The following is a 13883-nucleotide window of genomic DNA, read 5'->3' as shown; positions in this document are numbered from 1 at the left end:
TGCCGGCAACCCGTTGCCTGCCGAGCCAGGCCGGGGAGCCAGCCACGTCTCATTCCGGGTCGATCCAGGAAACCTGCATGAGCTGCTTGCCGACCTTCCGGCTGATGAACGTCCCCCGGCCGGGCGGCATCGGGGACGGTTTGACGTTGCCCAGCAGCTGCCCCTCGTCCTTCGAACCGTTCATGATCAACCCTGGTACGGCCAGCTCCTTGAGCTTGCCGAGCACCTTGTCGAACATCGACCTACTGGCTCCACCGGTGCGGCGAGCCGCAACGAGGTGCAGGCCGACATCCTTGGCCTGGGGCAGGAACGGCGCCAGCGGTTCCAACGGATTCTTGGCCTGCGAGGCCACCAGGTCGTAGTCGTCGACGACCACGAACAGCTCCGGCCCCTTCCACCAGGAACGGTTTTTCAACTGCTCCTGCGTGACGTCCGGGCCCGGCAGTCGCTTGTTCATCGAGCTCGCTACATCGTTGACAATGCCTTCCAGCTGGTTCCCCGACGCCGCGTACCCGAGTAGCTGGTCACCCTCGAGGAAGCCCAGCAAGGTGCGCCGGTAGTCGACGAGGATCACCACGGCCTCCTTCGCCGTGTAGCGCTCGCTGACACCACGCACGATCTGGCGCAGCAAGTTCGTCTTCCCGGACTCCCCGTCGGCGAACGCGATGAAGTGTGGTTCGGCATCGAAGTCGAGGTAGACGGGCGCCAGCTCGTCCTCGTTGATGCCGATCGGGATGAGCCGGGAATCCCGGCGCGCGTCGTTGGCGAGCACGTCCTCGTAGCGCACGAGATCCGGCAGCAGCCGCACCGACGGCGCCGGACGCCCGCGCCACGCACCCTTGATCTTGGCGACCGCGTCGGCGACGCCGTCACCCACCGTCTCGTCGTCACTGGACCCGTCGATACGCGGCAAACCGGCGAGGAAATGCAGCTCGTCGTGCGTCATCCCGCGGCCGGGACGGTTCGGGGGCACATTGGCCGCGTTCTTCCGGCTGATGTCGGACTCACCGGGGTCACCGAGACGCAGCTCGAAGCGCGTACCGAGCATGTCCTTGATCGCCGGCCGGAAGTCACCCCAGCGGTTCGTCGCGATGACCACGTGCACGCCGAACGCCAGGCCCTGCGTGGCGAGCTTGGTGATCTGGGGCTCCAGCTCCTCGAACTCGTCGCGCAGGGCCTTCCAGCCATCGATGACCAGGAAGGCATCGCCGAACGGGTCCTGCTCGGGCGTGACGCGTCCCTGCCGCTTCATGGTGCGGAAGTCGCTCATCGAGTCGATGCCCAGCTCGCCGAAACGGCCTTCCCGCTCGTTCATCAGCGTGGTCATCTCCGCGACGATCCGCCGGGCCTTGTCCGGCTCGCGCCTGGCGACGGCCACCCCGCCGGAGTGCGGCAGGCCGGACAGCGACGCGAGGGTGCCGCCGCCGAGATCGATGCCGAAGAACTGGGCCTCGGTCGGGGTGTGCGTCAGCGCGGTGGACATGATGAACGTACGCAGCATCATCGACTTACCCGACTGCGGACCGCCGACGATCGCGACATGCCCGGCGCCACCGGAAACGTCCGCCCACAGCAAGTCACGCCGCTGCTCGTACGGGCGGTCCACCACGCCGAGCGGCACCTGCAGCCTGCTGTTGCCGAAGAAATCGACAGGGGACAGTCCGCGCTCCTCGGTGGGATTGAGGTTGGGCAGCATCGTGTCCAGGGAGTTCGGCTCGTTCAACGGCGGCAGCCACACCTCGTGCGCAGGCGGACCCTGGCCGACGAGCCTGCTGACGATCACATCCAGCTCGCTCGGCTCGTTCGAATCGTCGGACTCCTCTTGTTGCGGCTCCTCCTCGACCTCCGGTTCCGGTTCGGATTCCTCCGGCGGTTCGATGTAGTCGGGCACGAACAGCTTCGGGCGCTTGTCCGCACGCACACCGTCGGCGGAAGGGCCGGATACCTTCATGCCCGCCGGCCGGTAGGGCCCGGAGACGTACGCGGCCTGGAACCGCACCATCGACTCGGTGTCGTACTTGAGGTACCCGCCACCCGGCCGCGAGGGAAGCTCGAACGCGTCGGGCACGCCGATCGCCGCACGCGACTCGGCAGCGGAGAAGGTCTTCAACCCGATCCGGTAGGACAGGTGGGAGTCCAGGCCACGCAGCTTGCCTTCCTCGAGGCGCTGCGAGGCCAGCAACATGTGCATCTGCAGCGACCGGCCCAACCTCCCGATCGCCACGAACAGGTCGATGAAGTCCGGCTTGGCGGACAGCAACTCGGAGAACTCGTCCACCACGATGAACAGCGCCGGCATGGGATCCAGATCGGCACCGTTCTCCCACGCCTTCTGGTACTCCCACGCGTTCTTGAAGTTGCCGCCGTTCTTCAGCGCCTCCTGACGACGGTTCATCTCACCAGCCAGCGCGTCCTTCATACGGTCGACCAGCGTGACCTCGTCGGCCAGGTTGGTGATCACCGCGGACACGTGCGGCGCCGAGTCCAGCCCCAGGAACGTCGCGCCACCCTTGAAGTCGACGAGCACGAAGTTCAACGTCGTCGACGAATGCGTGGCGAGCATGCCGAGCACCAGTGTGCGCAGGAACTCGGACTTACCCGACCCCGTAGCGCCGACACACAACCCGTGCGGCCCCATTCCCTCGAGGGCGGCCTCCTTGATGTCCAGCTCGACCGGCTGCCCCTGCTCGCCGACCCCGAACGGCACGCGGTACCGATCACGAACGGGGCGGGGCCGCCACGCCTGCTGGATGTCGAACGTCATCGGGTCACCCGGTATGCCGAGGAGTTCCAGGAAACCGGGGTTGGACGCCAGCGGCGAGTCCTCCTCCTCGTCACCGGCCTGGCTGACCGATATCCGGTACGGCGACAACCTGCGCGCCAGCGACTCCATCTCCACCAGGCTGAGCAGGTCGATACTGCCGAACCACTCGACGCCACCGGCGTTCTCGGCACCGAGGTTGTCCTCCTCGGCGATGAACCGCATGCCCCGCCTGGCCGAGAGCCTGTCCAGCTGGCCTGCGACGTCGAGTACGGTGACACCCGAGATGCCCTCCTCGAGGACGATCCGCTCCTCCTTGGTGAGGTCGGCCTCGTCGACGACGATGACGATGTGCGGGCCGTCGGCGTACGGGGTCTTCCTGGAGAAGCGTGGGCGTGGCTGCAGCTCCTCGGCCAGCAACTCCTCGATCTGGGCCAGCGAATTGGACATCAGCCGTACCTGGCCGATGCCGTCGGTGAGCGTCGGATGTTGCGCATGCGGCAACCACTTCGCCCACTCCCAGTGCTCCTTGGCCCTTCCGGCGCTGGCGACCGCTACGAGCACGTCCTCCGGGCTGTGCAACGTCACCACCTGGCCCAGCACCGCCCGGACGAACGCTCGAGCGTTGTCACGCTCGCCCTGCACGGTCACCGACGCGAAGCCACGGAAGTTCACCTGAGTGGGTAAGTCCCGGACCATCGAGTTCGACCGGGTGAACCGCCGCAACGCCAGCGTCGAGATGGGTTCGAGCTCGTCGACGGGGCCGGTCTGCGGTGGAACCAGCCGGGTGGCCAGTCGCTGGGAGCCACGGCCGACCCGCAGGTGCATGAAGTCCTTGTCCCCGGCCCGGCGTTCCCACATTCTGCGGCTGGTGGCGATGGACAGCAGGGTTTCCGGATCGGGATGGGCCCACTCGAGCGCTGCCCGCTGCTCGAGCATCACGTTCCGGGTCCGCTCCCGCATCTGACCGAGATACCGGAGGTAGTCCTTCCGGTCCTCGTTCATCTCGGCCTTGCTCTGATTGCCGCCGCGGCCACCACCCAGGAACATGCCCGCCATAGACAGCATCATCATCAGCGGCATCATCAGGAACAGCGGGCTGCGCAATCCCCCACCGGACTCCCGCATGCTCGTGAACATGAACGCCACCATCCCCAGCATGGCGACGATCATCACCACAGGCATGAGCTTCGTCAGGATGTTGCCCGGGATCTGGCGCGGGATCTCCGGCGGCGGCTCGAGGTGAACCTCGCCACCCGGCATACGTGGCGCAGGCAGCCGTGGCGATCGCTTGAACTTCAGCGTGCTCACCGAATGAACCCCTCTTCACCTCAACGACAGCGCCCAGCGGGCCACCCACACCCAGAAGGTGACTCGCGGCCGACGGCAGCGGACAGCCGGGCCGGCCCGCACCCTCCGCGAGGACGACCGACCCAACCCGTACCCGACTCATCGGCCCCAGGAGCGCGCTCGGACAGCCACACTAACGGACCGCACTTCATCACGAACCGCGACTACGGTAGTCAAGCACGGCACACCGACACCACACACCCTGAATCAGGCAATCAGCACCGTGAATTTCCCGGCCGGCCAGCGAGCACCCACCCGGGTTCGATATAAGTAACCCGACGGCACACGAAACCGCGTCGCGCCACGGCGGGGTGGCCGGTGTCGGCGCCTGCAGGTACGCCGAATAGGTTGTTCGGGTGTCGGGGCCAGCGGGTGCGGCACACACGCTGGTCCGTGTTACGCACGACCGTGGGTGCACGCGCGCGGCGAGCACCCGCGGGCCGGCACGTCGACAAGTGAAGACGCAGCACTCACACGCGCTCAGGGGGCAGATAACCAGTGGCTACCGGCACAACGGTCTTCAGCCGCGTGACAGTAGTGGCACCGGGCACCCGCATCGACGTCGCGCTCCCGTCCGACGTCGCGGTCGCCGACCTCGTGCCGCTTGTGGTCGACATGGCCAATGAGCGCACGGCCGACGGCGGCTCGAGGCACGGCGGATGGGTACTCGCCAAGCTGGGGGACGCACCTCTGGACCCGAGCCGCACGCTCGCGTCCCTCGGCGTCGTCGACGGGGAGCTGCTTCAGCTGCGCAAGCGCAACGAGAACCCGCCCCCGCCGCTGTTCGACGACGTCGTGGACGCGATCGCCGAGACCGACCCGGACAACTTCCGGCCGTGGACGCAGGAGACCGCGCAGCGCGCCGGCCATCTCGCGGGCGCGGCCGCGCTGATCATCGCAGCGCTGGCACTGTTCACCGGGGGCGGGCTGTTCGGAGGCGGCCATCTCGTGCCAGCCATCGTCGGCGGTGTCGCGGCGGTGGCATGCCTGGCTGTGGGTGCGGTTCTTGCCAAGGCCTACGAAGCCGTGTCCACCGGTGTCATCGTCGCCGCGGCAGGTGCGCTACCGATGGCGTTCGTATCCGGCTTCTACGCCGTGCCCGGCGTCACCGGACGCCCGAACCTCCTGCTGGCCAGCGTGCTCGTTGTCATCGTCGCGGCGGCGGCGATCATGCTCATCGGCGCGGGACTCGACGTGTTCGTAGCGGCGGCCACGACCTCCGGTATCGGAGCCGTAGCCTTCACGTTCGCCGTGTTCATCGCGCACCCCGCCGACGGCATCGGGGCGGGCACCGCCGCGGTCGCGCTCGGTCTGATCTCGACGCTACCGAGAACGACGATCTGGCTGGCGAAACTGCCACTACCGAACGTTCCCAGCTCGGCGGAGGAGCTCAAGCAGGACGCCGGTTTCTCCGACTACGGTGCTATCGAACAACGCACCAGCATCGCGCACGAGTACATGACCGGCCTGCTGATCGGCTGCGGGGCCGCCGTCGCCATCGGCGCGGTCGTCGCCGCCTCGGACGGGAGCGTGTTCGGCATCCTTCTGGCGATCACCGCCACCCTCGCGCTGCTGCTGCGCTCACGAACCTACGCGAACGGTACGCAGGCGGTCGCGTTGCTGACCACGGGCATGCTCGCTGCCGGCGGTCTGTTGCTCGGCTGGTTGTGGACGGCAGGGCCCGGTGCGCGCCTCATGTGGGTATTCGGGGCCCTGTTCCTCATCGCCGCGTGCTCACTCGTGGTTGGCGTCATCTTCCCCAAGCAACGCTTCTCGCCGCCGATGCGGCGTAGTGTGGAGATCTTCGAGGCGATCTGCATTGCCACGGTGCTCCCCCTGGCGCTCGGCGTCATGGGCCTGTACGAGCACCTACGCGTGGTCGGATCGGGCATTCTCGGATAGCGTGGGGGCTCTCATGCACGCGCTAGGCAGGCGCACGAAACGAGCGGGCGTGGTGCTGTCCACGGCAGTTTTCGGGCTGCTCGCGGGCGGGGCTTTCGCACCTCTCACCGATACGCACGCCGGCTGGGCGGAGGGGGACGAGCGTCCGGCGTGGGCGCCACCCCCACCGAGCGGGCCACCTCCCAGCGCCAACGACGGGGAGCCCGACCAGCGCTATACCCAGGACCAGGAGTGTGTCCAGCGGGCAGGCGACCTCGACGAGGGGATCCAGCTCAAGAACATCCCGTGGGGTCAGATGCACCTGCGTATCGATGACGTCCACGAGTACATGAACCAGCACGCCGGCTCGGTCGGCGACGGGATGACCGTGGCCGTCATCGACACCGGCGTCACCCCGCACCCCTTCCTGGACGGCCGGCTCGAGGGTGGCGGCGACTACGTCCAGGGGGACGACGGCCTGGAGGACTGCGACGGCCACGGGACGCAGGTGGCGGGCATCATCGCCGCCGACTCCGACAGCTCCGACATCGGGTTCACCGGGGTCGCCCCGGACGCGCGGATCCTGTCCATCCGGCAATCGAGCCAGAACTTCTCGCCGGAGAGTGAGGACGAGCGGGAGCGACGCGAGCTCCTCGAAGAAGCCGAGGAAGCCGAGGACGAGGACGACGGTGACACCGATCCGGAGTCGGCGAGCCCGCTCACCTATCCAGGGCAGGACGACGGCAGCCCGCGTGTGCAGGGCGGCGCGGAGAGCGCGGGAGATCTGACCACGCTCGCGCAGGCCGTGCGGCTCGCCGCGGACACCGACGGGGTCGAGGTCATCAACATGTCGGTGGACAACTGCCGCCGCGCCGGGGACGCACCGATAACGGCGAAGGAACGGGAGCTGCAGTCCGCGGTGCGGTACGCCGTCGACGAGAAGGACATCGTGGTTGTCGCTGCCGCGGGCAACGTCAACGATGCGTGCCAGCAGAACGACCAGCCGAACCCGAACGAGCCACGGACGATCGTGTCCCCATCGTGGTTCTCCGAGGACCTGCTGGCCGTGGCCGCGATCGACCGGACAGGCGGGGTCGCGCCGTTCAGTATGAACGGGCCGTGGATCAGCGTCGCCGCGCCGGGCACCGAGATCACGTCGCTCGACCCCGCGGAGGGATCGTCCCAGCTGGCCAACTTGACCATCGAGGGCGGTAACGAGGTGCCGCTCCAGGGGACGAGCTTCGCGGCACCCTACGTGTCCGGCCTTGCGGTGCTGGTACGCCAGATGCACCCGGATCTGGATGCCCGCGAGGTCATGCACCGCATCACGAGCACGGCCCAGCACCCGGGATCGCGAGACGGGCACGACCAGTTCACCGGGCACGGGGTGATCAACCCGATGGCCGCGCTGACGGCGACCGTCCCTGAGGAAGTAGGTATCGAACCTGCCTCGGACATCGCCCTTCCCTCCGACATGCCGGGGCCCGGGGGACCCGATCCCCTGGCGGTGACAGTCGCGCTGGCAGGAGCTGCCGGCGGGGCGAGTGCTCTCGGGGTGACGCTGTTCGTCATTCACGCGGCGCGCCGAAGCCGTCACGCCTCCACGGGAGACCTCCGCCGGGAGAGCGCCTGAACCACGATCACGCCAGGATCACCCCGGCACCAGCCCCCTGCCCGGCGACGGGCCCGCCCCGGTGTGCACGTTTCGCGGGCTAAACGTGCACACCGGCTACGTGCCGGACAGGGTGGCTACGCGCGCGCATGACCTGAGCGTCACGGAACGGGAGCGGTCGTCGGCAAGGCTGGGATCACCAGGACATGCCCCCGTCAGCCGGCTTCCCCGTCCTCCTCGTAGGAGCCGGCGTCCGGGTCCACCGGGACGGAGTCGAACGTCCGCATCGCGTCCTGCTGGTTCAGCGACGAGCCGGTCGGCAGCAGCCGCACGATCGCATCCGGTGCGGGCCGCTGTTCGGGAACCCCCAGATGCGCTGCCGTCTCCTGGTCGGGAATACCGTAGCGGAGGCCGTGATCGGAGATGAGATAGATCGGCCCGGAATCGAAGGAGTCCTTCGACGTAGCGGCACGGACAGGTGCCGCGTGCCCCGGAGGCATGAAGAACCCGTCGAGACGCACGCCATCCGGGCTCGCCTGGCCCACGTCCAGCATCCGGAACGGCGTACCGTCCTCGTCCTCCGGTAGCGGCATCTCGTTACCGACGAACACCGCTGTGCGTTCGTCCTTGTCCTCGCCTTCGCCCCGGACGGTCCAACCGAGGCACATGGTCGCGTGGCCCTGGAACGGATCCAGCACCGTCGGCACTTCAGCCGGGTAATCATCCACGTCGAGCTCGTGAACTTGATCCACCTCAGCAACCTGCGAGGCCTTGACCGGCTCGATCGGGTCGGCGTCCAGCGACTCCTCGAACCGGATCATGTCGGCGACCGCTTTGGAGACCCGCTGGGGCCCTTCCCTGAGCAAGACGAAGAACTCTTCGCCATCCGCACGATGCACAACGAACACATCGCCGACCCGGAGCCCAGCAAGGTCGAGCTCGCTTGGCTCGCCATGGTCCGGAATACGAGGCGCTTCCAGGGGATTCACCTCGGGAATGGCGTTGAGCACGCCCATGGACATGCTGCGCGGCTCATGGTCATCGAGCTTCAGCGCCGTCTCGACCGACGGCTCGTCGAGATCGACCCGCGCGCGCACCATGTCAGAGGGCCTGTTCGGGTCCTCCCGGGGGCGGTAGATGAGGTAGTCATTGCCGTCGTCCCCCGACGCCAGGATCGCCTCGTCCCCGCCGAGCTCCCTACCGAGGTCGGATACGCCGGCCAGCACCGCGGTCTCCCGCTCGGCCTGTGCCCTCGCCTCCGACGGCGTGAGATCGTTGCGGAAGTCGATGTTGTCGCACACGGCCCAGTCGTCGGAGACGTACTGGTCTTCCTCCGGGATCAGTGGGGGCCCGTCCGGAATGCCGTGCAACCTCCCGCGCTCGATGCCCTCCAACCTGTCGTCCGGTACGACCTCGGGCTCGACGGCTTCCACGGAACCGTCGCCCCCGCCCTGCGAACCGTCGCCGTCCTGGCGAGCCATCAACAGCAACCGAGCCGAGGAAACGTTGAACGTGGGAATCAGCATCTCCGGCGCCTCATCGGTCGCGGCGGTCTTGACATAGACCTGGCCGGACCCCTCACCAATGACGATGCCCTCGTTCGGGGGCTGTGGTGACGGTCGAAGAATTCCGAAGATCAAGAATCCGAGGAGGCCGAGGGCTGCGATGACCACTCCGACGCCCGTCGCACGATTGTGTGTACGGAGCGGGTCGTGCAGCATCACCGCGTCCTTGCGGACGAGCGCCGACTGCATCCGACGCAGCACGAAGCGGTACGCCTGGACCTGAGACTTGGTTGTCGGATTCGATGGCATTACGGACCTACAGCCCTCCCAGTCGCGGTACGGTTCCGCACGATAGCCGTACGCAGACCGTCCATGTTGGTTTTCTACCAATGAGCGATAGTCTGCACACTCGCGGGGCCAGCAAGCTTCGGCAGCACACATGAGGGGAAGAGATCGAACGGATGTCCGTCAGCACTCCTCCACGCCCGACCGGGCCAAATCCGGGACCGCAGCAGCCCGGTGGCCGCCCTCCCGGCCCCCCGCCGGGCAGGGAGGGTGCACCGAGCGGCATGCCGCCCCATCCGGCCGCGCCGGGTCGCCCGGTCGCTCCCGGTGGGGCACAACCACCCGGTGGCGGGGCGCATCCGCACAACAGACCGGTACCGCCGCCTCCGGCGGGCCCCGGCGGTACCGGTGGACCACCCCGCGGCCCTGGCGGTCCGGGCGGCCCGGGTGGTCCGGGGGGTCCGGGAGGTCCGACTCCGCAGCCCGGCGGGGACGAACCTGCCGCACAGAACACGGGAGCTGCGTACGTCAGCTCTAGCGCACGTCGCCGCAACACCAGCAGGAGCCTCCTCGGCCTTCCTGTGATCAACCTCATCGTTCTCGAGGTCGGCCTGGCCATCGCTCTCGTCCTCATCGCCATCGACGAGTCGCTGTTGTACGTGGCGCTCGCAGCGCTGCTGGTGGCACTCGTCATCACGTTCCTACGTGTCAAAGGCCAATGGTTCACGCATTGGCTCGGGCGCACGACTCGGTTCCGGTTCCGGCCACACGAACGGACGACCACGCCGGTAGCGCAAGCAAGCCTGGAAGACATCGCCGAGGAAGCCGAAGAGGATGATTCGGTCCTCGGCGGTAACGACCCACGGGTCAACCTCCTGCGCTTGGCCATTCCCGACCTGTTCGTCGCCCAGGGCACCGACCACGACGGCCGGCCGGTTGGTTTCGCCTGGCATGACGGTGTGTGGACGGCCGTTCTGCTGGTCGAACCCACTCCCGCCCTCGTCTCCACCGCCGGAGACGCGCCGAGCCTGCCCCTGTCGTCACTGGCCCCTTGCCTCGAGGACCGAGGGGTGGTGTTGGACTCCATCAAGGTGCTCTGGCACTGCTACCCCGGTAGCAACGCACTGCCTTCCGACTCGCCGGCCCTCGCCGCCTACATGGAGGTACTCGGACCGCTGCCCGCAGCTGCTCGCCGCACCACGTGGATCGCTGTGCGGCTCGACCCGCGTCGCTGCCCCGCAGCCATTCGCGAGCGCGGCGGCGGTGTCGTCGGTGCCCACCGCGCCCTGATCGGTGCGCTCTCCCGTGTCCGCAATGCTCTCGACGCTCGCGACATACCAACCCGTCCGCTCGACCCCGACGAGCTGCTGCGCTCCGGAGTGTCCGGCGCCGAGCTCAGCGCCGCCGCCGCGTCCGATGATCCGGTGAAGCTGCACGAGCGCTGGGACGGCGTCACAGCGGCCGGCGTCGGGCATGCGAGCTACGCGATCACCGGGTGGCCGAAGGGCAAGATCACAAACACCCTCAACGCGCTTACCAGCGTGCGCGCATTGTCATCGACGGTGACACTCTCGATCTCGCCCGCGCCGGACGACGGGCAGGTCGGTCTGCGCGGGTTGATCAGGGTCAGCGCTCGCAATCCGCGCGAGCTCGAAGCAGCGGATCAACGGTTGACCAGCGTATCCGGGCGGCTCGGATTCTCGTTGACGCCGCTGCACGGACTCCAGGTCGCCGGGTTCGCAGCGACCCTGCCGATGGGAGGTACGGCGTGAGCACCCGCGTACGTGACACAACCAAGACGTCCGAGGTCGCGCCCGAGTTCGTTGTCGACCCCGAGCTCCTCGACGCGATCAGCCCGTCCGGGGATCGCGGCGGAATCGTTCTCGGATCGGGAATGGATGGCGAGCCGCTGACGGTGTCGGCCCTGCGCGCGACACCGACACGAATCGTGCTGGTCGGTGGGCTCTACCTGGCCAGGCAGGTGGCGATGCGGGCAATGGCGGTCGGAGCGTGGATCGTCATCGCGACGGGTCGGCCGGCAGCGTGGCAGGTGGTGAAGCAGGCTGCCGGCACCCAAGCGGACGGACGACCATCGCCACACGTGCAGATCAGGAGGCTGTCGCCGGTAGAGCTACCGCGCCCGTCGGAGAACGCCCCCCTCCTTGTGATGCATGACGGCGGCCCGACCCCGCAGGAACTGTTTCCGCCCAGGTCTCCGTGGCAGACCACTGTCTACGTGCTGCCCTACCTACATCCACAGGCCAGCTCGACGGCCAACGCATCGGATCTGGTTCTGATGCAACGGCTTCCTTCCGGGCAGGCTGAACTGGCCGCGCGCATGTGGTCGTTGCCGCCACAAATGGTGCATCAGCTGACCACCCTCAAGGACGATCAGGTAATCACCCTGGGACGCAACATCTGGCGCCCCATCCGGTTGGTAACTACACAGCAGGAGCAGCAGATACTGGGACCCGTCCGCCGCGGCGATTGATCGCGACCGCTGTCAGATCACACCACCAACGAGACCGCCACAACGAGTACCCCCGTACCCGGCTTGGCGCGTTTCGCCCGCGAAAGGTGCCAAGCCACCCCCGGTGACGGTGAGGTGACGAATCTTCGCCCGGGCGGGTGCGATTAGGAAATTCCTTGCACGAACGGAGCGTTGGTGCAAATGATTACTTGCAGGTATCGAGCTGGAGCTGCACGTTGGTTTCGTGTCGAACTTCTCCCGCACACCGAATCTCCATGACGTCTTCCGTGGTTCAGCGGCACGGCGCGCCGGGATGATCACTGAGTCTCAACTGCGCAGCAGCAAGTACCGCCGCCTTTTCCAAGACGTATACGCTCCCGCCGACCTGCCGGTTACGCATGAGCTCCGATGCCGCGGCGCTGCTCTCATCGCACCTCAGCAAGCGATCCTCACCGGCCGTTCGGCAGCGACTGTACGTGGTGTACCACTCGCCAAGCCGCACGATCCGGTCGAGCTCATCGTTCCCGAGAAACATCGCTTCGGCCCCGTACAGGGAATTCATGTTCGTAGAACGGAAACTACTCGCAAGGATTCCAAGCCATGGCACGGAATCAGACTGGCTCGCGCACGGCGAATCGCTCTGGACCTCGTCCTTCGACTTTCACCGCGACGGCACGGTTGGGTACGCAGAATGCGATTCGCAGTTCCGGACCTCGACGCTTTCCTGCGTTCCGGTAACGTGCGCCGCAGCGCACTGTTCCGGTACTTCCGCTGCCGCCGCAACCGCGGGATCAGGCTCGCCCGCGCCGCACTCGAGCTCACCGACACGCGGGCGGAATCGCCACCTGAGTCGGATCTTCGCGTCGTCTTGTACTACGGCGGGCTCAATCCGCGTCCACAATATACAGTGCGGTTCAACGGACGTTTCGTAGCGCGACTCGATCTCGCGCTGGTCTCGGACAGAGTCGCGGTCGAATACGACGGTCGATGGCACGATCATCCTGCGCAGCAGCGGCAGGATCGACGTCGCCGCGCGCGGTTGAGGCTGGCGGGGTGGCGGACCGTCGTCGTGACCGCCGAACGCCTGGCCACCGACGTACCGGGCCTACTCGACGAGATTCGACGTATGCAGGCCACGCGACCAGCAGGATAGGCTTACCGCCCGTCGTCGAGCGAGCGCATCCGGCGGCTAGCTTCGGCCTGAGCGGCGAGCGAATCGTTGTCCGGGTAATCAACCCCAGTCATCGTCAGACCATGGGCCGGGGCAACAGCGCTACTGCGCTCCCCTTCTTGAAGCAGCTCGGCCGGCCAACTCACAGCGCGCCGGCCATCACCGACGAGCAGCGACGCGCCGACGAGACTGCGCACCATGGAGTGGCAGAACGCGTCCGCAGTGACGGTCGCCTCGACGACATGATCTCCTACACGCTGCCATGAGAACCTCTGCAGCTCACGGATCGTCGTCGCGCCTTCACGCTGCTTGCAGAAGGCGGCGAAGTCGTTGAGCCCGACAAGCCCGTCGGCTGCCCGGTTCATCCGATCCACGTCCAGTCGTTTCGGCCACGTCAGCGTGTCGATTCGACATAGCGGATCGACACCCCAGGGGGCGTCCGAAACCCGGTAACGATAGTGCCGTCGAACGGCTGAGAATCGCGCATCGAATCCGCTCGGAGCGGCCGTGATCGCTGTCACGCGGATATCCGCCGCCAGATACCGGTTCCACCGGTGACGCACGCGCTCGAGCTCCGGTACGCCCCGCGTGTCCACGTTTAGCCCGCGAAACGTCGATCCCGGGGTCAGGGAGACGACGTCGACGTGTGCGACCTGGCCGGTCGCGTGCACGCCGGCATCGGTACGGCCGGCGACGACGATCGACCCGGGGACCGAAGCGCCAGGAGGGTGCTTGGTCAGCGCGTCCTCCAGGTCCCCCTGCACCGTGCGTAGCCCCGGCTGCTTGGCCCAACCCGAGAACGCTGTGCCGTCATAACGAATATCCAACCGCAAACGGACGAGCCCGCC

At 67.3% G+C, this 13883-nt stretch carries 8 protein-coding genes; 5 read left to right on the top strand and 3 right to left on the bottom strand.

Annotated elements, in window-relative coordinates:
* Window positions 1-49: 49 nt before the first annotated feature.
* The gene (gene eccCa / locus H0B56_RS04305) at window positions 50-4072 is read right to left on the bottom strand and encodes a type VII secretion protein EccCa (protein WP_180891565.1); all 4023 of its coding nucleotides are present in this window, start codon (window positions 4070-4072) and stop codon (window positions 50-52) included.
* A 567-nt stretch (window positions 4073-4639) separates the two neighbouring features.
* Here eccCa and eccD point away from each other — a divergent pair.
* Both eccD and mycP read left to right on the top strand, forming a co-directional pair.
* Window positions 4640-6013, top strand: coding sequence for a type VII secretion integral membrane protein EccD (gene eccD, locus H0B56_RS04300; RefSeq protein WP_180891564.1), 1374 nt, complete (start codon window positions 4640-4642; stop codon window positions 6011-6013).
* 13 nt (window positions 6014-6026) lie between these two features.
* The gene (mycP, locus tag H0B56_RS04295) at window positions 6027-7625 is read left to right on the top strand and encodes a type VII secretion-associated serine protease mycosin (RefSeq protein ID WP_180891563.1); all 1599 of its coding nucleotides are present in this window, start codon (window positions 6027-6029) and stop codon (window positions 7623-7625) included.
* Window positions 7626-7819: 194 nt separating this feature from the next.
* On the opposite strand, the gene eccB is transcribed toward mycP, so the two are convergent.
* Window positions 7820-9418: a type VII secretion protein EccB gene (eccB, locus tag H0B56_RS04290; protein WP_180891562.1), complete on the bottom strand. Its 1599-nt coding sequence runs from the start codon at window positions 9416-9418 to the stop codon at window positions 7820-7822.
* Between the two features lie 557 nt (window positions 9419-9975).
* Between eccB and eccE the strand changes: the two genes are divergently transcribed.
* From eccE to H0B56_RS04275, 3 genes are all read left to right on the top strand, one after another.
* Window positions 9976-11166, top strand: coding sequence for a type VII secretion protein EccE (gene eccE, locus H0B56_RS04285; RefSeq protein ID WP_180891561.1), 1191 nt, complete (start codon window positions 9976-9978; stop codon window positions 11164-11166).
* Window positions 11163-11885: a hypothetical protein gene (locus H0B56_RS04280; protein ID WP_180891560.1), complete on the top strand. Its 723-nt coding sequence runs from the start codon at window positions 11163-11165 to the stop codon at window positions 11883-11885. Before eccE ends, H0B56_RS04280 begins: the two co-directional genes overlap by 4 nt.
* Window positions 11886-12108: 223 nt before the next feature.
* A complete protein-coding gene (locus H0B56_RS04275) occupies window positions 12109-13017 on the top strand; it encodes a DUF559 domain-containing protein (RefSeq protein ID WP_343063741.1) in 909 nt (302 codons plus the stop codon).
* A 2-nt stretch (window positions 13018-13019) separates the two neighbouring features.
* On the opposite strand, the gene truA is transcribed toward H0B56_RS04275, so the two are convergent.
* Window positions 13020-13868, bottom strand: a complete 849-nt coding sequence (truA, locus tag H0B56_RS04270; RefSeq protein ID WP_425484484.1) for a tRNA pseudouridine(38-40) synthase TruA — start codon at window positions 13866-13868, stop codon at window positions 13020-13022.
* Window positions 13869-13883: the final 15 nt, after the last annotated feature.

The sequence above is a fragment of the Haloechinothrix aidingensis genome (genome assembly GCF_013450155.1).
GTDB classification, from domain to species: Bacteria; Actinomycetota; Actinomycetes; order Mycobacteriales; family Pseudonocardiaceae; genus Haloechinothrix; species Haloechinothrix aidingensis.
The sequence above is the reverse complement of the archived record's forward strand: the minus strand, read 5'-3'. Positions and strand labels throughout refer to the sequence as shown.

Coding starts and splice junctions, on each gene's coding strand:
- mycP (WP_180891563.1), top strand. CDS start 6,027: ATGCACGCGCTAGGCAGGCGCACGAAACGAGCGGGCGTGGTGCTGTCC.
- eccB (WP_180891562.1), bottom strand. CDS start 9,418: ATGCCATCGAATCCGACAACCAAGTCTCAGGTCCAGGCGTACCGCTTC.